The organism is Pseudomonas corrugata (assembly GCF_050920615.1).
Taxonomy (GTDB): domain Bacteria; phylum Pseudomonadota; class Gammaproteobacteria; order Pseudomonadales; family Pseudomonadaceae; genus Aquipseudomonas; species Aquipseudomonas corrugata.
Genome location: NZ_CP130434.1, coordinates 1021385 through 1045720 on the forward strand (window position 1 = coordinate 1021385; position 24336 = coordinate 1045720).

Consider the following 24336-nt stretch of genomic DNA (forward strand, 5'->3'; position numbering starts at 1 on the left):
GTGACTTCAAGGCAAGAGTGAATTGGGCAATGTGGACTGTTTCGCCAAGTAGCAGTCCTCGATACTCGCTCCATCACTGATCCTGCCAAGGAGTTTTTCATGAACGTATTTGTCACCGGCGCTGCCGGTTTTATCGGCGGTTCCATTGCTACCGGTCTGGTTCGGGCCGGACATCGAGTCATCGGTCTGGTACGCAATGCCGAGCAGGCGAAGGAGCTCGTTGCCCTGGGTATCAAACCGCTTATCGGCACTCTCGAAGACAGCGCGCTGCTGACCGGACAGGCCCGTGCCGCCGATGCGGTAATCAATGCCGCCAGCAGCGACCATCGTGGCGCGGTCGAAGCGCTGCTCGAGGGGCTCAGGGGCTCGAACAAGGTCCTGCTGCACACCAGCGGTTCGAGCATTGTCGGCGATGCTTCGGGTGGTCTTGCCAGCGCTGACGTCTACCAGGAGAACAACCTGCCGGAGCCTACCGTCGACAAGGCTGCCCGCGTCGCGATCGATAACCTCGTCCTTGGCGCGGCGAAGGACGGCGTGAACTCGGCGGTGATTTGCAATACCTTGATCTACGGCCACAGCCTGGGTGTCAGGCGCGACAGCGTGCAACTGCCGCGCTTGCTCAAGCAGGCGCGCAAAAGCGGAGTGGTGCGGCATGTCGGACCGGGGCGGAATATCTGGTCCAACGTGCACATCGAGGATGTGGTGGAGTTGTACCTGCTTGCCCTGACCCGCAACCTGCCAGGCACGTTCTACTTCGTCGAAAGCGGCGAGGCCTCGTTCCTCGATATGACCACGGCCATGGCCCGGGCACTGAACCTTGGCGAACCGCAGGACTGGCCGCTGGCCGAAGCCGAGGCCGAGTGGGGCTATGAAATGGCCAACTACGGCCTGGGCTCCAACAGCCGCGTGCGAGGCCGGCATGCCCGCGAACTGCTGGGCTGGGCGCCGAAGCGGACGTCGGTGGTGGAGTGGATTCTCAACGAGATGGTGTAAGGCTGATACACCGCTATCGCGAGCAAGCCCGCCGTTGCTTGGTCACGACCGCAAGATCCCGATCCAACACAATTCCCCTGTGGGAACGGGCTTGCTCGCGAAGGCGCCGGGCCAGGCAATCCTGTGCTGGCTGATGCACCGCCTTCGCGAGCAAAGGGGGATGTTCAGTCGTGATGCACGCCGGCACGCTTGAGCATTTGCTTGCAGCGCTCCGAGAGGTGGAACACCCGCAGGTGCTTGCCGGCCTTGCTGTAGCGTTCGCGCAGGGTCTTCAGCGCGGCGATGGCGGAGTAGTCGACGAAGCTCAGGTGACGGCAGTCCAGGGTCACCTGGACCGGATCATTCGCCGGGTCGAACTGGTTGAGAAACGGCGTGGTCGAGGCGAAGAACAGTGTGCCGTGCAAGCGATAGAGTTTGCTGCCGTCGGCCTCCAGATGGGTGTCGGCGTAGAGCTCCCGGGCCTGTTGCCAGGCGAAGTTGAGCGCCGCGACGATGATGCCGCACAGCACTGCCACGGCCAGGTCGGTAAACACGGTGATGACGGTCACGGCAATGATGACCAGCACATCATTCGCCGGTACCTTGTTGATCACCCGCAGCGAGGCCCAGGCAAAGGTCTGCTGCGCCACCACGAACATCACGCCCACCAGCGCAGCGAGCGGGATGCGCTCGATCAGCGGCGAGAGGAACAAGACGAACAGCAACACCATCACCCCGGCCACCGCGCCGGACAACCGGCCGCGACCGCCAGAGCTGAGGTTGATCACCGTCTGGCCGATCATGGCGCAACCGCCCATGCCGCCGAACAGGCCGGAGGCGATATTGGCCGCGCCGAGCGCCACGCACTCGCGGTCCGGATAACCGCGGCTTTCAGTGATTTCATCAGTCAGGTTCAGGGTCAGCAGGGTTTCCAGCAAACCGACCATCGCCATGATCACCGCATAGGGTGCCACGATCCGCAGGGTTTCCAGGTTCCAGGGAATATCCGGCAGGGCAAAATCGGGCAAGCCGCCGGCGATGTGTGCCATGTCCCCCAGCGTACGGGTCGGCAGGCCGAGCAGGTAGACCACCAGGCCGATGCCAAGAATCGCCACCAGGGCCGGCGGCACGCTACGGGTCAGGCGTGGCAGCAGGTAGACAATCGCCATGGTCAACGCGACCAGGCCCGCCATCCAGTACAACGGTGCGCCGCTGAGCCACGCTCCTCCGCTCTTGAAATGCTCCAGTTGGGCCAGTGCAATGACGATCGCCAGGCCGTTGACGAAGCCGAGCATCACCGGGTGCGGCACCATGCGCACCAGCTTGCCCAGCCGCAACAGCCCGAAAGCCACCATGATCAGCCCACCCAGCACCACCGTGGCCAGCAGGTACTGCACGCCGTGCTGTACCACCAGCGCGACGATCACCACCGCCATCGACCCCGCCGCGCCCGACACCATGCCAGGCCGGCCGCCAAACAGTGCGGTCAGGGTGCAGATGATGAAAGCGCCATACAGCCCCATCAGCGGGTTGAGGTGGGCCACCAGGGCGAAGGCGATGCATTCGGGGAGCAAAGCAAAAGAAGTAGTGAGGCCGGCGAGGACGTCGGCGCGAAGGCGTGCTGGTTTCATGGTTTACCTGACTGGGCGCCGGTTGGGAGTCGGCTGCCGGGGGACGTGGTGCAAAAAGCAGAAGGATGGTACGCAATTGTCGGGCGTAGGAACAGTGGGCCTGTGGGAGCAAAGCTTGCTCGCGATCCAGACAAGTCAGTCAGCAACGGCATTGGCGGGTCTGCCGCTGTCGCGAGCAAGCTTTGCTCCCACAGGCATGAAAGTTTTGCAGTGGATTTTCATGGCGGCTGCTTCGCAATGTCCGTCAGCGACACTTCTTGTCCAGGCACGAAAGTTATTTTCAAAGCATTTGAAGATTGCTCCTTGAAATGATTTATGAGTTTCACAACTCATAGACGTGACCCTGTTCAAGGAGTACCGCATGGCACCTGCTTTCGGTTATTGGCTGTTGGTCTACGCGGCCATCGCTATCATTGCGCTGATCGTCCTGATCGCCCGCTACCGACTCAATCCGTTCATTGTGATCACCTTGGTCTCCATCGGTCTCGCGCTGTTGGCAGGGATGCCGCCGTCGGGCGTGGTGGGGGCGTATGAGGCCGGTGTGGGCAAGACGCTGGGCCACATTGCACTGGTGGTGGCCTTGGGCACGATGCTCGGCAAGATGATGGCCGAGTCCGGCGGGGCGGAACGGATGGCGCGGACGCTGATCGAACGCTTCGGAGAGCGAAACGCCCACTGGGCGATGGTGTGCATCGCCTTCCTGGTCGGGCTGCCGTTGTTCTTCGAAGTCGGCTTTGTGCTGCTGGTGCCCATCGCATTTACCGTCGCCCGACGGGTGGGCGTGTCGATCCTGATGGTAGGGCTGCCGATGGTCGCCGGGCTCTCGGTGGTCCATGCCCTGGTGCCGCCGCATCCGGCGGCGATGCTGGCGGTACAGGCATTCCAGGCCTCGGTGGGACAGACCTTGCTGTACGCGATCCTGATCGGCATTCCCACCGCGATCATCGCAGGTCCGCTGTACGCAAAGCTCATCGTCCCACGCATCCAGTTGCCGGCAGAGAACCCGCTGGAGCGACAGTTTCTCGACCGCGAACCCCGCGCCAGGCTGCCGGGTTTCGGCATCACCCTGGGGACCATCCTGCTGCCGGTGATCCTGATGCTGATCGGTGGCTGGGCCAACCTGATTTCTACGCCGGGCAGTGGTTTCAACCAGTTCCTGCTGTTCATCGGCAACTCGGTGATTGCACTGTTGCTGGCGACCGTCCTCAGCTTCTGGACCCTCGGCCTCGCCCAGGGCTTCAACCGTGAGTCGATCCTCAAGTTCACCAACGAGTGCCTGGCACCCACGGCCAGCATCACCTTGCTGGTGGGCGCTGGTGGCGGTTTGAACCGGATCCTGGTAGACGCCGGGGTCACGCAACAGATCGTCGGGCTGGCCCAGGAATTCCAACTGTCGCCACTGGTCATGGGCTGGCTGTTCGCCGCATTGATGCGCGTCGCCACCGGCTCCGCCACGGTGGCGATGACGACCGCCTCGGGCATCGTCGCCCCCGTGGCGATCGGCCTGGGCTATCCCCATCCCGAGTTGCTGGTGCTGGCAACCGGGGCCGGGTCGGTTATCTTTTCCCACGTCAACGACGGCGGCTTCTGGTTGATCAAGGAATATTTCAACATGACCGTTGCCCAAACCTTCAAGACCTGGACCGTGCTGGAAACGCTGATCTCCCTGGTCGCCTTTGGCCTGACCCTTGGGCTCGCGCGTTTGCTCTGAGCACAACGCAATCACACAGGAGCCGTCATGGATATCCTTTACCAGATCCGTGCTCGTCAGGATTCCTTCAGCGCCGGCGAAGGACGAATCGCCAGGCTGATGCTCGACGACGTAGGATTTGCCGCCGCCGCCAGCCTGGACGACCTGGCCCGGCGCGCCGAAGTCAGCAGTGCCACGCTATCGCGCTTCGCCCGCACCGTTGGTTGTCGCGACTTGCGGGATCTGCGCCTGCAACTGGCCCAGGCCAGCGGAGTCGGCAGCCGCTTTCTCGACCCGACAGGCGCGCCCGAGCAGTCGGCGTTTTATGGGCAGATTGTTGGCGATATCGAGTCCACATTGCGTCAGCATCTGTCGGCATTCGAGGAGACGCGGTTCGCCGATGCCGTGCGGATGCTTGGCAAGGCGCGCATGATTCATGCGTTCGGGCTCGGTGGCTGGTCGGCGTTGTGCAGTGAAGAGTTGCAGGTGCGGCTGGTGCGTTTCGGCTATCCGATTGCCGTGTGCCGCGACCCGGTGATGATGCGCATCGCCGCCACCTCGCTGAGCGAGGCAAATGTGGTCATTGCTTGTTCGCTCACCGGCATCACCCCGGAACTGCTCGGTGCCGTTGAACTGGCTCGGAGTTACGGCGCGGCGATTCTGGCGATCACCCGGGCCGACTCCCCGCTGGCCCGACTGGCCGATGTCGTGCTGCCCCTGCAAGGCGCCGAAACCTCATTTATCTATAAGCCCACGGCGGCGCGCTACGGCATGCTGCTGGCTATCGACGTGCTCGCTACCGAACTCGCCTTGGCCAATCCTGAAGACAATCAAGAGCGTTTGCGGCGAGTCAAGCTCGCCCTGGATGACTACCGCGGCGGCGACGATGACTTGCCGCTGGGAGACTGACATGCTGTACGACACCCTTATCCGTAATGCGCTGGTCATCGATGGCTGCGACACGCCCGGCTACACCGCCGATCTGGCGATTCGTGCCGGGCGTATCGAGCGCATCGGCGACCTTGGCGCCGCCCGGGCGATTGCAGACATTGACGCTGCTGGGCGAGTGCTGGCGCCGGGTTTTATCGACGTGCACACCCACGACGACACAATGGTCATCCGCCAACCGCAAATGCTGCCCAAACTCAGCCAGGGTGTCACCACGGTGATCGTCGGCAACTGCGGCATCAGTGCTTCACCGGTGCGCCTGCGGGGCGATCCGCCGGACCCGATGAACCTGCTCGGCACCGCCCAGGCGTTCGTTTACCCGCGCTTCAGCGATTATCGTGGCGCGGTTGAAGCAGCGGCCCCTGCGGTCAACGTCGCCGCGTTGGTGGGCCACACGGCATTGCGCAGTAACCACATGGACGATTTGTTGCGCACAGCCAGCGTAGGGGAAATCGCCGCCATGCGTCAGCAACTGCGTGAAAGCCTGGAGGACGGTGCGTTGGGTTTGTCTACCGGCCTGGCTTACGCCAACGCTTTTTCAGCGTCTACTGATGAAGTCATGCAACTGACCGAAGAGTTGAGCGCGTACGGCGGGGTCTACACCACCCACCTGCGCAGCGAATTCGAACCGGTACTCGAGGCCATGGCCGAGGCCTTCCATATCGGACGCCATGCACAGAGCCCGGTGATTATTTCTCACCTCAAATGTGCCGGCGTCGGTAATTGGGGACGCAGTCCGCAGGTGCTCGCCGCGCTGGAAAGCGCTGCCAGAAACCATCCGGTCGGCTGTGACTGCTACCCTTATGCGGCAAGCTCTTCGACGCTGGATCTCAAGCAGGTGACCGATGCCCATCCCATCACCATCACCTGGTCGACGCCTCATCCGGCGATGAGCGGTCGCGACCTTATCGACATTGCCTGCGAATGGGGTGTGCCGTTGCTGGAAGCCGCGCGACGCTTGCAACCAGCTGGCGCGGTGTACTACGGCATGGACGAAGCTGATGTAAGACGAATCCTCGCACATCCGCTGTCCATGATCGGTTCCGACGGCTTGCCCGAAGACCCGTTTCCTCATCCACGCTTGTGGGGCGCTTTCCCACGGGTGTTGGGACATTTCAGTCGTGACGTCGGACTTTTTCCGTTACATACCGCCGTGCACAAAATGACCGGTCTTTCCGCCGCACGGTTCGGCTTGAAAGAGCGCGGCGAAATTCGCGAAGGACATTGGGCGGATCTGGTGCTGTTCAATCCGCATACCATTCGTGATGCTGCAGATTTCGTAGAGCCGCAACGTGCTGCCGAAGGCATTGATGGGGTGTGGGTCAACGGCGTTCTGAGCTACAGCGACGGGCAGGCGAACGGACGCAGGGAGGGGCGGTTCCTGGCGAGAGCAGGACAGGCTGGTTCATGAATCAGGCGCAATTGCTCGTCACGCCATCGCGTTCGTCGCCTACGGATCCACGCCATGCCCTAGGTAGCCAGGACATGGCGACGGTCGATCCGTTTGGGAATCGCTTGGTGTTTACCAATGCGAGTGCCGGGAGTGCTGATCAGCCCACGGGCTAAGGTCGAGTAATAGCAAGGATATGCGCGTTGTACGCCTGATAATTCCTGGGGTGGCGCCCCGTCTCGATATTGACGCTCTCGGGAATGATGCCGCTGCAATTGAAACAGGCAATGAAAGCTTCCGGCTCGGTCACACCGGTCAATTTTTCGGTAAACAGGTACGTATCCGAAAGCATCCTTTCAGCTTGGCCCGGGTAGAGCGCGACGACGGTGTTCAACACCCGGACTTCGCCATGAGCCCCCGGTCCCCCGGCGCGCACAGGAATGATTGCGTTGGATTCCTCGATATGCGTCGCAATGAGATGCTGGGTGTGTTGCTGAAGCTCGGACATGGTATCGATGGTTCGACTCAGCGTTGGCTCGCGCTTGAGCATCTCAGGATCCAGTTCGAGTTTATGAACCGGGTCGTTTTTCGTCGCGCTGTATCGTTCGGCCAGGTCTGCCAGGTATTCGCTGCTATTGCCGATCCTGTAGCTGCCGAAGTTCAGGTAGAAACTTTCGCTTTTCGCGCTGCCTTCGTAGCTGCTGTCTACTCCACGGTATCCCGTCGGACCGGATTTGGGGCCGGTGAGGTTGTAGGACTCGTAGAGGCTCTTGTATTTACCTTTCGTGCGATCCTTGACCACACCATACGAGTGGACAACCAAGTCCTTGCGCTTCGTCTTGCTGAAGCTAGGGGTGGGGCTGAGGGCGAGTCCCGGAGCGGAGTCATCTCGGTCAACCCTGGCAGCTCTCCTTGACAGTGGATCCTGCATCATTGTCACGGAACGGGCATGACCATCGCGTTTCACCGATTCGACCACGTCATCCTTCAGCCAACCCTGATGATCGACAAACCTGAGCGGATTGTTCCCCACCATGCAATACAGGTTCAACCCATCCACCGCCCCCGCCGGGTCGGGGCTGATCCAGCGTTGCAACCACGGCGCGTAGTACCGGTGGCCGTAGTAGTACAGCCCGCTGGCATCACGCTCCTTGCCGGAGTAGCGGAGGGTCCGGTAGTCGGCTTCCACGGCCGAACGGGATGCCAGCCAAGCGGTACCACCATAGGGCAGGTAGCTTTCCTGGCTGATCAGGTCGCCCCGGTCGTCGAGCTCCAGTGAATTGGAGCCCAGGTGGTCGCCAAGGTTGTAGCGCATCTGGTTGGCGGCGATACCGGACGGTCGGCCTTCGGTCCAGTGCAGATAACGCACGTTGAAGCGACCGGCTTGCAGGGTGATGACTTCCAGGCGTTCGTTATGGCGGCTGTGGATTTCCAGCCCTGGCAGATAGCGGACTTCACGGGTGTGGGTGATTGCCGCGGTGTGGGTTGTCCGGACCTTGCGCACCCGTTGGCCGGTGTTGTCGTAGTGATAGCGTTCAACGTCATTGGGCGCGTTATCGCGCTGGACCAGCACCACGCTGTCGAGTTGGTTGCGGGTGTTCCAGGCCAGTGCCTGACCCGGTGACAGCGCCTGCTGGTTGCCATGGGCATCGACGTCCACCCTGACATCGGCCGCCGAGTGGCCCGTGTTCCACGACAGAAGGCGATTGCTCGTGGCGCTGACGTTCAATGTCCGGGTGTAGTTGTTGCGGTCGCGAACATGGCGCAGTTCGGTCAGGTTGCCGCCGGCATCGTATTCGTAGTGCTCGGTGTAGTTGAACAACTGATTGGCGTCGACCGGTAGATTAAGGGTCGTAGGCGCCAGGCCTGCCGTTTCACGCCCGGTCGCGCTTGTCAGTTGATAGAGACTGTCGTAGGCGAATGCGCTGATGGCTTCGACCCGCTGGTTACTGCCGAACCGCGCCGGTTGGGCCTTGTCTTCGACATGCGTCACGTTACCCACCGGGTCGTAGCTGTAGCGCAGGTCCTGCAAGATCCTGGCGGACAGCGACACGCGAAGGGCGGTCAGGCGCCCATTGGCAGGGTCGAATACGGCGCGACTCATGACGCCGTTGCCGGCTGTCTGGGTTTCGAACTGGCCGAACGCGTTGTAGGTGAGGTGGCTGACGATGGTTTGTTCGATGGCGGCGTCTCTGGTCTTCAGGCTCACGGAGCGGAGTTGGCCTGCGAGGTCGAACGCGTACCGCCGTTGGTGCTGGGCAGCATCGGACTGCTGGATGATCTGCGCGAGTGCGTCGTAGCGCCAGCTCGTGGTATGGCCGTCGCCTTTTTCCAGCAGCAGGTCACGGTCTTTTTCCTCCGTTGGCCAGTCGGCTGGTCCAGCGTCGGCCCGCATATGCCTTGTCTGGCGCAGAGGTGTGGCGCAGAGCGCATAGCCATGGGTCAGCAGGGTCCCCGCGCTGTCATCGTGACGAACCAGGGCACCGCACAGGTTGTGCGCGGCGGACGTCGGCGAACTGTCCCCGTAGCGCAGGCACTCGACCGTGCGCGGATTCTGTCCTGGCGTTTGCTCGCGCAGGACGGTCGGCCGCAATTGGCTGTCGAAGGTCGTCCGCCAATGATTTCCCCGTTGATCCCAACTGTGCAGTAACTGCCCGGCATCGCCCGGCAGGCTCAAGCGCCACCCGGCGTCGACGCTGTCCACCAGCAAGGTCTTGCCGGACAGGCTGTGGACGGTTCGCAAGTTGGGCGCGGGGGCGTTGATGAACAGCCGGGCGTCCCATTGCTCCACCCGTCGTCCGGCCTCGTCGTTGCGGTATCGGGTAATGCGCGCCTGGCTTTGCTCGTCCGTGTTGCGTCGGTAATAAGCCACCTGTCGCACGGGCAGGCCACGGTTGTCGATGACGCGGATCGTGGGGGTCCTGTGGTGAAGACGGGCGCTCATGCTTCACCCCTGGTGGTCGACATGACCTCCTGTAGCGTGTCGTTCTCGTCTTCATCCACGGTGTACCAGGGATGGAGCGTGTGACGACGCATGTAGCAGAGGCCATTTTGCCTGGCGAGTAGCGTGTGGGCGGGGCGTCCGAGAGGGTCGTAGAACTGCTGGTCGAAATGCCCGGACTGGCGCAGGGACACATCGTTGATGTGGCAGTGCCGATCGGCAAAATAGGGACGATAGATGCGGATTGCCAGTCCCTTGCTGTTGTATTCCACCCGCTCGCTGACACGCCAGCGGACCGTGGCGATCTGCTCTTTTGGTCTTCCATCCGTCAGTACCAGGTCGCCCTCGGCATCGACGACATAGGCCATGCCCGACTCGACGCGATGCTTGCTTTGCAGCGCTCGACCAAAGCCATCGAAGCTGGTGATGGCGATGCGGATTTGTTGCTGCTCATCGTCGGGATAACGATCGGCGACCAGGGTCGCGACATGCACAGGTTCACGTGTCGAGGCCTTGAGTTCGTCTTTCAGCTTCAGCTCATCGACCGAAAGCGCTGGAAGAGCCGACAGCCTGGTGCGGGCCGACGCGCAGATATGCCCGCTGGGAAGCAGATCACCCTTGGCCACGCAACGGGTCCGCCAGTCGGTGTCCGCCAATGCTGCCTCCGATACGTTACCCATCCAACTGAAGGGCGCGTAATAGCTGGCCGCCGCTGCACCCTGCACAGCGTTCTTTGCCTGGCTGACCACTTCTGCCAGACGCTTGAACGAAGGCTGTTTGAACTGCGCGAGCGGTTTGAAGCCCACGCGGGTGTTGTGTTCGTCACCATAAAAGGACGTGGCCAGTACCTGGCCGAAAGCATCGAACAGGCCTTCCTGTACGTTACCGTTGGGATCGACGATGCGCAGGGGCTGGAGCGAGCGATAGTCGTAAGTGGCCTGGGTGGTACAGCCATCGGGAAGTTTGAAGGTGGTGACGAAACAGGCGTACTTGTCGTAGCCGATTTCGGAGACTCCGTGGCTTTGGCTCGGCTGTACGGCGTTGACTTTGTAGAAGCCTTCCAGCGGAGCGTAGGTCGCGAAGCCGCTTTTGACTGACCAGAGCTTTCTCGCCGGTTGCGGCGCGGGAAGAAAATCGGTCATTGGGTGATAACCCATTTGTTCCAGCTCTTTTTCTTTGGGGCGGTTGTCCTCTGGCAGTAACCGAAAGACGTCCAACGCTGTTTCATCCAGCTCGGCGCGTTCCAGGTGATCGGCCAGGGCCTGCAGATCCGCGACGCCATCGGGCAGGGTTGCCCCGCTCGACGCGTCTTTGTAGCGCTGCACGGAGAGGCCGGTCAGCACGGCTTGGGTTTTCCAGGCGGTCTGCTTTAGCCGTTCGTTGAGTGTTTCAAAAGACAGGTCCTGTGGCGCCAGCCCCCCGTCTTCAGGGGGCTTGGGGCATTGCCATGCCTGGGTGCGCTGGCGATAAGGCAGGCCCAATCGCCATTGTTGAGGGGCTTGCAGATGGATGAACTCGGCGTGGGTTTCGCTTAGGTGGTAAAGCTGCTGCGCCGGATCATGAGCATCGCGCCACCACTGCTGCTGGTCGGCGTCGCTGAACGGCGGTGTATCGCTGGCGGTTTTTCGGCGGGCGTAATGGATGTCCACGCTGTGGGTCAGCGCACCGCACAGATCGTGTTGCAGGTTCAAGGTGTGCTGGCATTGCGGGTCATCGGTAATGCCTTCGTACTGGTAGGTGATGGTCTCCAGCAGCAGCGGCAGCATTTGGGCATGGCGCCGAGCGCTGTCGGGTGCTTGCAGTAGACGGAGCCCATAGCGGTTTTCCTGGACCGAGTACAAACAAGTGGTTTTCAGGTGCCTATCGACGCCGAAGACCTCGCTTCGCAGCAAGCGACCCGACAAGGCGCGGGCCATTTCCAGATCGGTCGCTGCGTCTGGCGAGGCGATGATCCGGTCGTTCTGCGACTCAGGCAGGGATTGGCAAAGCAGTGTCTTGCCCAGCGCCACGGCTTCTTTGTCTGCGCGGCTATAGCCGTTGCGTGGCGGATCCGTTTTTCGCCCGGTGTGAAACCAGTTTTTTTTCAGGCACGTTGCCGTGAAACTCTTTGCGTCGGTATCGCCTGGGCTTGTTTCAGTGTCGGTTTGCAACAGCAGACCGAAACCCCGAAATTCCCGCTCGATGCCGTCGTAATAACCCAGGCGATAGGAGAGCTCCTGGGTCAGTTGATTGCCGGTCGTTTCATCCCGTTGGGTTTGACGGCATACCAGGTGCAGGGCCAAGGGCAGGCGACAGGTGAGGGGCTTGCCGGCTGCTGCTCTCTCCAGTTTTTCATCCAGCCATTCCTGCGCCGAGCTGCGGTAGTCGATGCGATGGTCGGCTCCCATGTTGTTGTTGGTGCCGGTGAGCAGATACGGTTTGGCGCTGACGAAGTCATAGTGCCAATGTTGCGACCTCATGTACGGCGAGCTCAGGATCAGGCTGGAACAGCCGAGCCCGTGCAGGTCAGCGACGCTCACTTGGCACAACGGATCGTAGCGCAGCTCTCCCGGCCAGGGCAGCGCAACGGCGGGAGCGAAACTCTGGCCGCAGCGGTTCATGAAGATCAGTGCCTGATCCGCTTGCAGGTAGATCAGGTCGACGGCGCCGGAACCATCCAGGTCCGCCAGGCGAATATGCGAGGCGTCGAAGCTTTCGTAGGCAACCCCGGGGAAGTCCAGCGTCCTGCCCTGGCCGAAACGCCCGCGTCCGAGATTTGGCCAGCACTTCACTTCGTCATGACGAATGCGCACCAGATGCTGCTGGCCGCTGCCCAGTACATCGCTGAAAGCCACCAGCTCGCCGGGAGAGCCGGTAAATACGGGCAGGGCGTCTTCATGCTCCTCTCGGGGGACCTCGAATGGCGGCGAAAAACCGTACGTTCGTTGATTGGCGTACAGGCGAACGCTGCGCGGGCCGATCAATGCCAGATCACCGAGCCCGTCGCCCATCAGATCGGCCAACTGTCCTTGAGGACTGAAAAACTCTGGAGCAAATGCATCGAACGTGGCGAAGTCCGACCAGCTTCGATCGGCGTCGAGAGAGAAGAAACCGCTCACTTGCGGTCGGGCGACGAGCCAGTCCAGACGACCGTCCCCCGTGAGATCGCTCAATGCCTGCTGCACCGATGTTGCCGTGTCGGCTACCGGGATGTTGGGGAGCGTTCGCCACGGCGCGTAGGCCACTTCGTTGCCTTTGGCCCTGGCGCGCACGGGTTCGCGGTAATGCCAGCCTTTTTCGTTTCGATGGAGCACGCCCGGCAGGCCTTCACCGTACAAATCCACCAGTTGATAGGTGTGACCGTCGTTGAGCCCCGGCATGTCCGGGAAACGCCGCCAGGCGAGGGGCTCAGGCGCGAGCGTGAAGGCGCTGTAGCTGAACTCGACGGGAGGGCGGCGTTCGACCGCTTCACCTTCGCCGAACGCCTGGTCGTGGGCGGCGCTCAAGTGCTGGTAGCCCAACGGCGTCTGACGATAATCAAGCAGCAGGCGCCGCACCAGGACGGGGCCCGCGTCCAGTTCATCGGGGAAACGGTGAAACATCAGGACCTGGCGGCACAGTCGTTCGGTGCGTAATTCAAAACCGTAGGCGAAGCTGGAAAATGGATCGCTACGGACGTGCCACTGCCGGCCTTCATACAGCGGTTTTTCGGTGTAGGCAGTCGTCAGCTCGCCGTAGTCGAACACCAGCTCGAAGTGCCATTGCACAGCCGCCAGCCGATCCGCAGTCCATGAGTAGAGATGCGCGTCGGCCTTGAAGTTGCCATAGCTGACCTGGCTCAAATAGCGCTGAGCGGTGGCGTCTGACTGGTATCGGTAAAGAATGTGTTCGCCGTGGGCGTTCAGGCTCTCCTCCAGCAGCCATTCGCCGACACGGCTCGTATCCTGGGGATCGGCCCGACGCGATGCCGGGTCTTTTCCAAACAGGTGAAGGCTGCCGTCGGCACCGTGCACCAGCCAGAAGCCTGCTTCATCACCTTGCGAGGACCAATGTTCAATGCGGTCGAAGCGGCTTTCGGTTCTGGGAAAGTACCGGGTGACGGTGTAGGCCGTGCCCAGGTCCAGATCGTTGTAATGGTCGACGCGTGTCGAGACGGTGACGTCTTGCGAATCACGCTCGGGTAGCCATATCACTCCGGTGGGGCCGACGATTTCGTCATCTTCGGTAAAGGCCGGTACACCTTTGCTGGTACGTCGCGCCACGCTGGGTAATGACAGCCCCCAGCCGATGCCGAACACACCGTTGCCGAGCGAGCTGACATAGTTCAGGGACAAGGGCGGCGCAAAGCCGCGCCCCGGTGAAATGGGCAAGGCAATTTCATAGGAGGCCGTACCGTGGGCGCCGACGGGGTTCCATCCTTTGCCGATGCTTTGAATGGCGCCACCGCCCTTGGGCAGTGACGGCGCGGTGACCGGCAACGGGGATTGTTCACTCATTGCACACCTCCGCCGACCCGGGCCGTATAGCTCACGTGCACGATGATGTCGGTCAGCGATTCAAGCAGGTCTTTCTGCGCCTCGGGGTTCGGGAAGGTCAGCTGCCATTTGGAAATGGCGCCGGTGTATTCGAAGGGCAGGTAGCGTTCATCGTTGAAGCTCAGGGTAAACAATCCGTTGTCGTCGATCCCTGTCGAAAGGGCGATCTGCTGGTTGGCGCGGCGGCTTTCCATGGCCTTGCCTCGATCACCTGGCGACAGGAACACCGTGCTGGCGGTCTGGGTCAGCGTGGCCCGAATGTTTTCATAAGGGCCGACGACGGCCGGCAAGGTCACGCTGATGGTCTTGATGCGCCGCAGGTAGTGTTGCTGGCCCTTGTAATCGTCTTCGAATAACTGATGGGTCAGCTCGAACTCACATCCTCCTTTCTTCAGTTCGGTATGCATCTGCGACCATTCTTTATTGAGGCTGGAGGTGGTTTTACCCTTCAACTGTCGCAGCGATATCGTCTTGTGGATCTCCAGCTCCCGCTCGTGACGTTGCAGGTATCCGGCGTGCATGTTCAGCAGGTTCAGCTTCAGCAACTCGCCCGCGCCGAGCCCTCGATAGGTGGTATGCCATGCCCCCGGTTGAATGAAGCGGCTGTTGAAGTCGGCGGTCTCATATTGCCAACCGGCTTCAGCGGCCAGGCACAGGCTCAGTGTCGCGTCGTAGGCCTGGCGATAGACTGTGGCCAACTGGCTGTTGAGCCATTGGTACAGTTGCGTTTTGGTGAAGCGCTTGCCGAGGAAGTCGTAGTTGGCCTTGGTCTGGCCCAGGGTCGCTTCGGCCAGGCGCAATTGCTGGCGGGTGGCGGTCTCCTGCTCGGCGAAATGCGCCAGTTGTGCGTCGATCTGGGCCAGTTCGAGTTGTGATTGATCGTAGGCGTGATGCCATTCATCCCGACGGCGATCGAATATGGCCTGACGGTCGAGTTGGGCCGCTACCGTACGGCTGATGATCGCGGCGCTATGGGCGGCGGCGGAGGCTGCGAGCGCCGGGCCTTCCCAACGGCTGCCGCCAATGCAGAGCCCCGCCATGTTCGGTGCCATCATCAGCCCCGCCGCCGCGATTTGGCAGGCCATTGCGCCGGCTTCCAAGGTGCCGCTGGCCACGTAGAAGTAACTGGCCTTTGTTTCGGTGTCACTCAGGTTATCGTCCAGCAGTTTTTTGTAATGGGTGCTGCGGTTTTGAACAATGGCCTGGCTGGCCAGCAGCGCCTGGCGGTTCTGACGGTCGATGTTCAAGGCCTGGCGCTGCAAGTCCAGAGAGATTTTTGCCAGATCCCAGGCTTGCTGTTGTTGCAACTCCTGCAACTGGGTCTGTTCCTTGCGCTCGATCAGCGACAGCAGCAGGGTGCCGAACTGGCTGAGGCTTTCCACGGCGTTCTGGGCGTGGTTGTGCATGACGGTGAAGCGATAGTGGGGAATGGCGACGCTCGGCAGGCCTGTCGAGGAGCTGCTCGAGAGGCTCAGGGCATTGGTGCCGAGGAGGGCGCGAGGGTCCAGCGGCGCCGCGATGACCGGCAGATGCAGCGGCTTGCCGGCGATGTCGAGGTTATGCCGCAGGTTATGCAGGCGACTTTCGGCCATGTCCCAGCACTTGAGCAACTGCGGATTGAATGGCAGATGCAGGTACGGGCTATCGATAGCCGGCAGGGTCGAGCGCGAGCTGCCTTCGTGAAGGACCAGTGCGCGGTCGTCGGTCAAGCGGGTCACCGAGTATTCAAAGGTGCGCAGGCCGTCATCGGGGGTGTCGACCAACGTCTGCAGGCTGACCGCCGTCCAAGGGGCCGCCAGTCGAACGACCGGGCGTGGGCCCAGCAGATCGAGCACCCGCACGTACCAGAGCTTTGCCTCGCTGAGACCGTCAGGCGTCATTGCACGGTACGCGGCATCCCCTCGGTTGATCAGGATGTCCAGGTACAGGAAGTACAGCGCCTTGCAGAAGTGCACGGGATGACTGAGGGCAATCTGGTACGGATCATGGGGCGCCTGATTGGCGTACGACGGCACACTGTTATCGACCAGGGGCACGCTCCTCCAGCACTCCTCCCTGTTGCGACCCGGATCGAAGGTGTAGCGCAGCCAGCGTTCGGCTTCCTCGTACTGATGCTCGACATTCAAGCGATGGGCGACCAGCCATGGCACATGGAGGAACAGTTCGGTGAAGTAACGGCCACAGGCACCGTGAAAATCCATCGCGTTGGCCGAGTCGCCGGGGATCGAGGGTTCCGGCAGGTGCTGGGTCGTCCAGTCGAACAGTTCATCCAGGCTGTTCTCGGTGCGACGGATCAGCTCGGCGGCGAATACGGTGTTCAATCTGATTGGCGAGCGAGGTTGGTTGGAGGCGTCGCTGTTTTTGATCGCGGACTGGGTGAAATCGATGAATTGGGTGGTTCCCAAGCCGGGTGTCGTGACCTGAGTAATCTCTGGCGGTAGCTGGTTTTTCACCAGATATTTCAGCGTAATGGCCCTGAGGACGGAGTAGAGCTTTCTTGTCGGCTCGAAGGGGTGGACGAACGCCACCCCGAGAATAAGGAGGGTGCCGTCGTCACCGGGGTCGGTGTCGGGCCATTGGAAATCAAAGGACGGCGCCAGATGCTCGGCGGGAATGGACTCGGCCACGACGGTCAGGTCTTCGTAGGTCAGCGGCCGGTCTAATGAGGCAGATGGTGGCCGGAAGACGACATACTGCTTATCCAACGGTTCATCGCAGAGAACGATGACGTGTTCCACGTCAAAAGGATCGGCGTGCTCTGCCTTCAGGGTAATGGTTTCCGATTCGGTGGCGGCGGCGCTTCTATTGCCGAGCCGGCTGGCCTTGATCAGGTGTCTGACGGCCTGCGTGGAAATGAATTTTCCTTCAAGGCTGGTCTGGCTGGATAGCGTGATATTGGGCGCACGTTCATTGTTTCTCAGTGCGTCAGTCGTGTGTGTGAAGGACAACGTGAAGCTTCGGTCGAGGGAGACCGGGGATTTGGAGAGCTTAAAACTCGACCCCTTATGAAGCCTCATGTAAGGAGTCTGCGGCAGGCTTTGGGCAGGAAACACCAGATCCATCTGGAGGTGAGGTTCACGACTGAAGGCGGTCTCAATCCTCAAGCGCATGATGTTGCGCGGCAGGTATCTCATGTCCCCTGCGCTGGTAATGCCAATGTTTGCCTCCAGGTGCAAGGTGAGCGTGGAGTCGTGCCTGGTGTAGCGGAGATTGATGCGATCACGGTAGGCGCTTTCGAAATCCGACAGGGTGGGGGCCATGTTGCCGGGCAGGGACGCTTCTGCCAGTTCGAGGTCTACGAAGGTTGTGGCTTGGATGCGCTGGACGGCGGCACTCAGCAGTTCCTTCTCGGCGGCAGCGTCCGTTGAGCGACCCGGTTCAGGGTTGAGGTGCTTGTCGATACACATCGTCTTGCTGAAGGTGGGGCTGTTACCGGTGGCGATGCCCGACGCTGCCTGGGATTGATAACCATATAAGGCTAGGAACAGTGAGTCGCGCGAACCCTGGCGCAGATGCACGGCCACTGTTCTGATCAATGTATTGATCACCACGAGGTTCTTGCTGCCCAGCGTTTTGTCCTCGCAATAGCCTTGCAGGGCAACCCGCGGTGTACTCCAACTGCCATCCTGTTTCCTGAAGCAATAGCTCAGGCGCAACAGCGGGTGATGCTTGCCCGGTAGTGTTGTGTTGTCCTGCGAAGGGGCACTGCTTGAGGCCGAGGGATCCTGATGGATGCATTCGGCCCAGATGACGAACAGGCGATTGTTGAACCAGACCGGCCGCACCGAGTGTTCGGCCGCATGCTCGGGGATGGGCACGTCGGCTTTTTTCCAGTCCGACCAGGCGTACGGATCCGGCTGGTCCTGTTTGGACGCAGTGGCCAGCGGTTGTGGCGGCGCGCCGTCGAGCGGGCGCTGGGCCATGTCCAGCGAACGCCAGAAGTAACTGTTTTCGGTGCGGGACTTGGCAATGAAATAGTACGTGCTGTTGGCGAAGTCTTCGCCGTCGATGTAGCCATTGAGGATATTCAGGTTGGCGACTTCTTCGAAGCGCGCCAGGTAAGCCATGATCGCTGATTGAACGGCGTCGGGTTGAATCTGGTTCTGGCCGAGGGTGTTTTCCAGTTGCCGGAAGTTGTCGCTTTTTTGGGTTCGCAGGGCCGGATCGAGATACGTCGCAGGGAAATAGAGCAGCTTCTGATGGGCTGCCCAGGTAGGGTATTGATGCATCTCGTCGCGCCACGCCTGTCGAAGCTCGGCGGTGATATTGGCGGGGTCGTAACCGGGCTCCAGGTGCATCAGGATGCGGTTGATGTACTGCTGCAGGCTGGCAATGGCGCAGGCCACGGGCGTGGTAGGCACGTCCTGGCTGACCAGTACGTCGAGCAGCCAATATTCGTAGAGGTCCCGGGCGGTCTTGATCTTGTAGGGTTTCATCCTGTCCCGGTCAGGCGCGACCTTGTTCAGGTAAAGCGCCAGCAGCGCGTCGCGCAGGCTTTCATCGAGCTGCTTCTTAATGGCAACGGTCATGTTCAATCCTTGAATGTTGAAGCGGGGCGCCGGTCAATGGCAGGCCGCGATCAGTGCTGCGCCAACGGTTTTCCAGTCCGATACGGGACTTTGGGTTTTCAGTGAGGTTGCCTGGAGCAGCAGGTCTGCCGACAGTCCTGTGCTGACGCAGCACGCCTGGCAGCGCATGATCCAATCCACCGCTTCCATTGAGTTCGCCTGTGCTGGCTCCAACTGCGCCGTCAGACGACTCACGTCCTCGGTGCTCCAGTTCAGGAGGTTGGCCAGCAGGTTATTGATCTCTTTTTCCGAGTGCCGCCCATCCTGATTGGCCACTTGCAGGTAGTGCAGCAGGTTCTCTTCCGACTGCGCCTGATGACGGGCGCAATGACTGAAGCGCTCGAGCAGATACAGCGTATGGGGTGTGAGGGTTTTGGAGGTGTTCGAGGCCAGCCATGTCGGGTTCTCCATCAAGGCTTTCAGCGTGCTGCTGCCCAAGTGCAGACGCTGGCAAGCCTCGGCGGCGCGAAGTACTGTTGCCAGCACAGGGGGCATGATGCCCGGGGCAGCCTTGATGGCGGCGACGACCGCCAGCGCATCGGTGCCAGCCAGCTGCATGACGCAAGGGACGTATTCGGTGCCAAGGTCTGCAACGTCATGCAGCAGGGTTTCAATCAGATGCTGTGGGTCGTGGTTGGCGTCCGCTTGCAGTTTCGCCAGGCGTGTTTCCAGATTCTGATTGAGCGACAAGCTCGTTTCCGGTTCATCGAACAGGCGACACCACTGCAGTACATCAAGCTCGTTTTGCCTGAGCCAGCCGACGGCCCAATCCAGTGCCATCAACACGTCGAGAATGTCCGCCCCTGCGGATTCCGAGGTTTGCAATCGTCCGGTTACCAGTGCCTTGCAGAAGTCGTCCCCTCCCAATAACCGGGCCAGCTCGGTGCATTCGAGAGGGGACAGGCCCAGCATCCGGGCGATACGGGCCTGGCGGTAGAGAGAAGAGACTGTGGGCAAGTCGTGTTTCGGCGAGCCCAGGTATTTCTCGCTCTGTCGCACAAGCAACAGCAGCGAATCCTGGGTTATGGGAAGTCCGAGACCAGCGCTCAGGTAGCTGAGGGTCTGCCGGTCCGTGGCGGTCATTGGGCTCAGGGGGAGCTGCCACACAGGGTTTTCAACCAGTCGGGTGCGATTGAACACTTGATCGAACAAGGGTATGCGGTCGCCGCAAGCATCAACCGGCATGTCGTGCAGCAAAGAGGCAAACTCTTCAGGAGCAATGCCATGGCGTTGATTCAGGTAGCGATAGACGCCAAGTGTGCGCAACGTGTTGGCGTTGAGCGCGTCAGTCCCTTCGGAACGCTGGGCATTGACGATCAGCGTATCCAGTTCGGCAACGGGGATAGCGGTCCAGCGATGCAGGCGGATCATTCGCTGGATACGGTCGAAACGCTCATGGGAGTGGTGGGTGAAGACCCGCATTTCCCCTTGGGTTGCAATACTCAGGACGGAAGTCTGTTCCGGCCCGTTGATGTAGCTGGCGCCATAGCCGGTCTGCCTGGCGTCTGGGCTATTGATTGAGGACCGAGGGCTGTAGCTGCCTTGCGCCAGCAGTTGTTCCACCTGCTGCGTCGTCAGCCCGGTGCGCTCCTTGAAAAACTCCAGCTGGCCCAGGTTCGTTATGTTTCGGGTACCGTAGTTCTTCTTCAGTGGATCTGACTTGGAGATCGACGCAATTGGCGCGAGCAGCAGGTTCTGTTGTTCCGGACTGAGGCCGGACAGCAGTATTTGCGCGTCGAGGTGGGACGTCGTTAGGCTGCCGTAGGTTGAGTGGCCCCGTGAAAACGGCAGTTGCAGGCTGATCCGATAGTTCAGCTCGCCCAGTGCGGGCTTGCCTGCCCCCAGCCCGAGCAGACATTGGTGATGGTGCAGGTTGTAGGGCAGCGAAAAGGGATAGCGCTCGCTGGCCAGCGCCTGCTGGACTGTCCTGCCCTTGCCTTCATCTGTCAGGTACGTCTCGATGTTGCTGCGCAGGGTGTCATTGATGAGGTCAAGCATCGGACGCGTAGCGAAGGCACTCTGTTGATCGAGGGTCAGCTTCTTGAGGTCTGGGCGCCGCTCCTCCAGGGTGATCCTGGCAGGGAGTGCGGGCGCCGGTAGCTGCTCCAGTTGCCTGGCAAACAGATACAGGGCCCGCAGATACGCCACGGGCGAATCGATTGCGCCGATATCGCCTTCGTTGCAGAACTGATCCCAGTTTTCTTCAAAGAGTGCCTGATAACCGGCGGACGCTGACGTCGAGTCCGAACCTAGGCTGCGTCGGACACGTCGCTGGGCATTCTTCCCGGACGAGACGCGATGTTCCTGGTACAGGCGGCTGATTTGCCTGGCATAGCTGGCAGCGTTGTCATAGACCTGTCCGGCATCCACGTCGCAATACTTGGCGAGTTCAACGGCGAACGGCGCCTTGCCCCTGCGCACGATGTCGAAGACCGACTTCAACCCCATGCGCTCCATGGCGGTTCTGAAGCTGGCTTTTACGGTGTCCTCGCCGTTGGGGAAGGCGACGAGCCTGTGCAACAGCGAGTCGTTGCTTGCGTCCATGTGTGGTCCATCTCCTGTTCGCACTGAAGGTGCTTATCCAGGGGAAAACCGTACAGGAGCGTGCAGAAAAAGAGGGTAGGACTGAAAGGGAAGATATGTACGAAATGTCGATGCGTTGTGCGGGTTGGTTGACCGCAGGGACGGTCGAGAGGGGGGCGCTGGTTGCAACTCGAAATACCAGAGATTTCGAATTCTCAGGAATTGAAATTTTCAACCCCTGGAACGCTTGAGTCATGCCTCACAAGAACGCCCGTCTCCCACCGGAAACGGGCGTTTTTCATGATCAAACCCGGAAGTGGCTGACCATCATCTGCAACTGATTGCCCAGTCGCGCCAGTTCAACGCTGGAGGCAGCGGTTTCTTCGCTGGCGGCGGCGGTCTGTTCGGACACGTCGCGCACGTTGATGATACTGCGGCTGATTTCCTCGGCCACGGCGCTTTGCTGTTCCGCGGCTGCGGCGATCTGCTGGTTCATCGACTGGATATTTGACACCGTGCGGGTGATGTTCTCCAGCGACACCCCAGCCTTGCGGGTCAAGGCCACGCTGCTGTCGGTGAGGCTGCGGCTGTTGTTCATCACGGCCGCCACCTGCTGGGTGCCATTTTGCAGGCCGGCCACCAGGCCTTCGATTTCCTCGGTGGATTTCTGCGTGCGTTGGGCCAGGCCCCGGACTTCGTCGGCGACGACCGCAAAACCGCGACCGGCTTCACCCGCGCGCGCCGCTTCGATCGCTGCGTTGAGGGCCAGCAGGTTGGTCTGTTCGGCCACCGCCTTGATCACATCCATGACGCTGCCGATCTTGTCACTTTCCTGTTGCAACACGGTCATGGCGTCGGTGGAACGTACCACTTCGCTGGCGAGGCGTTCGATCTGAGCGATGGCTTCGCTGACCACCTGGTCGCCGGCGCGGGCTTCGCCATCCGCTGCGGCCGCTGCATGGGAGGCTTCTTCGGCGTTGCGGGCCACTTCCTGCACGGTGGCAGTCATTTCGTGCATGGCGGTCGCGACCTGATCGGTCTCGACTTTCTGGCTGTTGACCCCGGCGCTGGTCTGCTCGGTGACGGCGGACAGTTCTTCAGCGGCGCTGGCGATCTGGGTCACGCCATCGCGGATGCCGCTGATGAGATCGCGCAACGTCACACCCATGCGAGCGATGCCCTGCTGCAGCACGCCCAGTTCATCGCGGCGGGTGACGATGATGTTATGGGACAGATCGCCGTTGGCAATGCGTTCGACCACGGTCAGGGTTTCGCTCAGCGGCCGGGTAATCTGTCGCGTGATGACCACGGCGGCAATGGTGCCCACCAGCAAGGCGAGCAACGTACTGATCAGTTGCAGCGTGCGGGCCTGGGCGCTTTCGGCGTCGCGGCGGTCGAGCTGGATCTGATACAGCTGTTCGCTCAAGTTGACGATGGTCGCGCCCTGCTCGGTCATTTCCTTGCGCGCCTGCACGGCGTCGGCAGTGGCCGACTTGAAGGCCTGCAAGGCACTGCGATATTGGGTCAGGGCGTTTTCCAGCTGGCGCAGCTCATCTTGACGAGTGCTGGCGAAGTGCAGATTCAGCGGTTTGAGCGAAGCGATGGCGGCGTCCAGTTGGCCGACGGCTTTCCGCTCCGTATCGGCATTGCTGTTGGCTGTATAGCCACGGACTTCATAACGGGCCAGCATGAACGCCTGCTTCGCCTGGGTGATTGCCTGGAACTGTTCGAAGCGTTCATCGCTCGGGGCCATTTGCGCCACATCGGCGCCGATCACTTCGATCAGTTTATAGGCAGTTTCAGCGTTGGCGCCCATGGCTTCGCGGGCCGTGTTGCCGGTGCGGTAGGCGTTGCGCATTTTGTTCAGGGACGCCTGATAGGCGCTGATGGTTGCGCTCTGTTCCTTGAGTCGCTTGACGTTTTCCGGGCTCTTGAAGCTGCTCAGCAGCGCGTTCTGTTGCGCCACGAAACCATCGAGGGTGGTCTGCACATTCTGTGCGGCCGTCTCGTCGCCGTTGGTCAGCATGTATTGCAAGCGAGTGACCCGAAGTTTGGTCAGCCCGGCGTTGAGCTGGGTGATGTCACTCATCCAGTTGCTGCGGTCGATCAGCCCGCCAAGGCTGCTCCAGCCGGTCACGGCCAGGATGCAGGTCAGGAGCAGCACCAGGCCGAAGCCCAGGCCCAATTTCATATTGACACTAATGTTGCCAAACCAGCTATTCATCAAATTCCTCCAGGAACGTAGTGCTGCTTGATCGTCGGTTGGCTGGAAGATTGTTGTTGTTAAGCCAGCGAAATAGATAACAGGCCTGTATCGGCCGCTGGTTCGATATCTGAAAGATTTTTCCCCGGCTCCCATCTGTTCAGTGATCTTCAGGCGCGTGTGCCAAGCTTTTTTTCACATCCATTTCACTGCTTGCCTACGCCGCCGTCTCTACTGTCACGCCATTGAATGACAGGGGTGGATGCCGTCGGGGCGGCTTGATGTGGAACTGAGACTGAGTTTTTTCGGCTTGAGGCGCTCGATCGAGACAAGCCGGTTTGCCCGCTACCGAAACGCCATAGTCGTACTGGCTTCCGCGCTGCTGGTGATTCCATTGACCTTCTGGTTGCTGAGCCCGTCGGCGTTGCCGGACCTGGCCCATGGCAATGTCGCCGGTGCCCGGACGTTGGCCGAAGGCTGGGCCAAGGGGGAAATGATCGTGCTGGTGCGCCATGTCGAGCGCTGCGATCACTCCAAGGCTGCGTGCCTGAATGATCCTGCGGGCATCACTGACCGGGCCCGTGCCGTCGCGGTAGGTCTTGGCGCCCGGTTCGAGCAATTGGGCCTGGAGAACACCGACATCTACAACAGTCCGTCCATCCGCACAGCCCAGACGGCGGGGTACATGTTCAACAAGGTGAGCGCTGGCGACGATTGGTTGATCAATTGCCGACGTGATTTGTTGCGCAATGCCCTGGCCCACAAGGTGGCCGGGCACAACCTGATCCTGGTGACCCATAGTGAATGCATGCAGGCATTGGAAACCTCGCTCAAGCGACCGTCTTCGACGTTTGGCTACGGTGCGTCGCTGTTTGTTTCCACCGCCGAGCCACAAGCGCCTCGGTTGCTCGGTTTTATCGAAGCGTCTGACTGGCGCTCGGTGACGTTTAAGTAAA

At 60.9% G+C, this 24336-nt stretch carries 12 protein-coding genes and 1 pseudogene; 6 read left to right on the forward strand and 7 right to left on the reverse strand.

The window, feature by feature from the left end; translation table 11 throughout:
- Positions 1 to 99: 99 nt before the first annotated feature.
- A complete protein-coding gene (locus QZH45_RS04420; protein ID WP_055136059.1) occupies positions 100 to 993 on the forward strand; it encodes an NAD-dependent epimerase/dehydratase family protein in 894 nt (297 codons plus the stop codon).
- Positions 994 to 1157: 164 nt separating this feature from the next.
- Here QZH45_RS04420 and QZH45_RS04425 read toward each other — a convergent pair whose 3' ends face one another.
- Positions 1158 to 2603: a SulP family inorganic anion transporter gene (locus QZH45_RS04425; protein WP_024781094.1), complete on the reverse strand. Its 1446-nt coding sequence runs from the start codon at positions 2601 to 2603 to the stop codon at positions 1158 to 1160.
- Here QZH45_RS04425 and QZH45_RS04430 point away from each other — a divergent pair.
- From QZH45_RS04430 to QZH45_RS04445, 4 genes are read left to right on the forward strand one after another with little or no spacing between them, the layout of a single operon-like run.
- Complete coding sequence (locus QZH45_RS04430; RefSeq protein WP_147460440.1) at positions 2602 to 2910, forward strand: hypothetical protein; 309 nt, start codon at positions 2602 to 2604, stop codon at positions 2908 to 2910. The two genes, QZH45_RS04425 and QZH45_RS04430, sit on opposite strands and share 2 nt — an antisense overlap.
- A gap of 54 nt (positions 2911 to 2964) precedes the next feature.
- Positions 2965 to 4314, forward strand: a complete 1350-nt coding sequence (locus tag QZH45_RS04435) for a gluconate:H+ symporter (RefSeq protein WP_024781095.1) — start codon at positions 2965 to 2967, stop codon at positions 4312 to 4314.
- A gap of 27 nt (positions 4315 to 4341) precedes the next feature.
- Positions 4342 to 5202: a MurR/RpiR family transcriptional regulator gene (locus QZH45_RS04440; protein WP_055135137.1), complete on the forward strand. Its 861-nt coding sequence runs from the start codon at positions 4342 to 4344 to the stop codon at positions 5200 to 5202.
- A gap of 1 nt (position 5203) precedes the next feature.
- Positions 5204 to 6652, forward strand: a complete 1449-nt coding sequence (locus QZH45_RS04445; protein WP_055136442.1) for a D-aminoacylase — start codon at positions 5204 to 5206, stop codon at positions 6650 to 6652.
- 151 nt (positions 6653 to 6803) lie between these two features.
- On the opposite strand, the gene QZH45_RS04450 is transcribed toward QZH45_RS04445, so the two are convergent.
- The 6 genes and pseudogenes from QZH45_RS04450 to QZH45_RS04475 all read right to left on the reverse strand — a co-directional run.
- A complete protein-coding gene (locus QZH45_RS04450) occupies positions 6804 to 9575 on the reverse strand; it encodes an RHS repeat-associated core domain-containing protein (protein WP_024781098.1) in 2772 nt (923 codons plus the stop codon).
- Positions 9572 to 14047 (reverse strand): SpvB/TcaC N-terminal domain-containing protein, encoded by a 4476-nt coding sequence (locus QZH45_RS04455; RefSeq protein WP_055136023.1) that lies wholly within the window; start codon positions 14045 to 14047, stop codon positions 9572 to 9574. Before QZH45_RS04455 ends, QZH45_RS04450 begins: the two co-directional genes overlap by 4 nt.
- Complete coding sequence (locus QZH45_RS04460; protein WP_069018396.1) at positions 14044 to 18615, reverse strand: neuraminidase-like domain-containing protein; 4572 nt, start codon at positions 18613 to 18615, stop codon at positions 14044 to 14046. Before QZH45_RS04460 ends, QZH45_RS04455 begins: the two co-directional genes overlap by 4 nt.
- Before the next feature lie 33 nt (positions 18616 to 18648).
- Complete coding sequence (locus QZH45_RS04465; RefSeq protein WP_055136022.1) at positions 18649 to 21198, reverse strand: Tc toxin subunit A; 2550 nt, start codon at positions 21196 to 21198, stop codon at positions 18649 to 18651.
- Positions 21199 to 21481: 283 nt separating this feature from the next.
- A complete protein-coding gene (locus QZH45_RS04470) occupies positions 21482 to 22345 on the reverse strand; it encodes a methyl-accepting chemotaxis protein (RefSeq protein WP_406822820.1) in 864 nt (287 codons plus the stop codon).
- 42 nt (positions 22346 to 22387) lie between these two features.
- Positions 22388 to 23536 (reverse strand): annotated as a pseudogene (locus QZH45_RS04475) (methyl-accepting chemotaxis protein); the annotation flags it as partial.
- A 127-nt stretch (positions 23537 to 23663) separates the two neighbouring features.
- Here QZH45_RS04475 and QZH45_RS04480 point away from each other — a divergent pair.
- Complete coding sequence (locus tag QZH45_RS04480; protein ID WP_024781103.1) at positions 23664 to 24335, forward strand: phosphoglycerate kinase; 672 nt, start codon at positions 23664 to 23666, stop codon at positions 24333 to 24335.
- Position 24336 lies beyond the last annotated feature (1 nt).

Excerpts from the sequence above, each read along its gene's own strand:
- QZH45_RS04420 (WP_055136059.1), top strand. The coding sequence starts at position 100 with ATGAACGTATTTGTCACCGGCGCTGCCGGTTTTATCGGCGGTTCCATT.
- QZH45_RS04430 (WP_147460440.1), top strand. The coding sequence starts at position 2,602 with ATGGTTTACCTGACTGGGCGCCGGTTGGGAGTCGGCTGCCGGGGGACG.
- QZH45_RS04425 (WP_024781094.1), bottom strand. The coding sequence starts at position 2,603 with ATGAAACCAGCACGCCTTCGCGCCGACGTCCTCGCCGGCCTCACTACT.
- QZH45_RS04435 (WP_024781095.1), top strand. The coding sequence starts at position 2,965 with ATGGCACCTGCTTTCGGTTATTGGCTGTTGGTCTACGCGGCCATCGCT.
- QZH45_RS04440 (WP_055135137.1), top strand. The coding sequence starts at position 4,342 with ATGGATATCCTTTACCAGATCCGTGCTCGTCAGGATTCCTTCAGCGCC.
- QZH45_RS04445 (WP_055136442.1), top strand. The coding sequence starts at position 5,204 with ATGCTGTACGACACCCTTATCCGTAATGCGCTGGTCATCGATGGCTGC.
- QZH45_RS04450 (WP_024781098.1), bottom strand. The coding sequence starts at position 9,575 with ATGAGCGCCCGTCTTCACCACAGGACCCCCACGATCCGCGTCATCGAC.
- QZH45_RS04455 (WP_055136023.1), bottom strand. The coding sequence starts at position 14,047 with ATGAGTGAACAATCCCCGTTGCCGGTCACCGCGCCGTCACTGCCCAAG.
- QZH45_RS04460 (WP_069018396.1), bottom strand. The coding sequence starts at position 18,615 with ATGACCGTTGCCATTAAGAAGCAGCTCGATGAAAGCCTGCGCGACGCG.
- QZH45_RS04465 (WP_055136022.1), bottom strand. The coding sequence starts at position 21,198 with ATGGACGCAAGCAACGACTCGCTGTTGCACAGGCTCGTCGCCTTCCCC.
- QZH45_RS04470 (WP_406822820.1), bottom strand. The coding sequence starts at position 22,345 with ATGGGTGTGACGTTGCGCGATCTCATCAGCGGCATCCGCGATGGCGTG.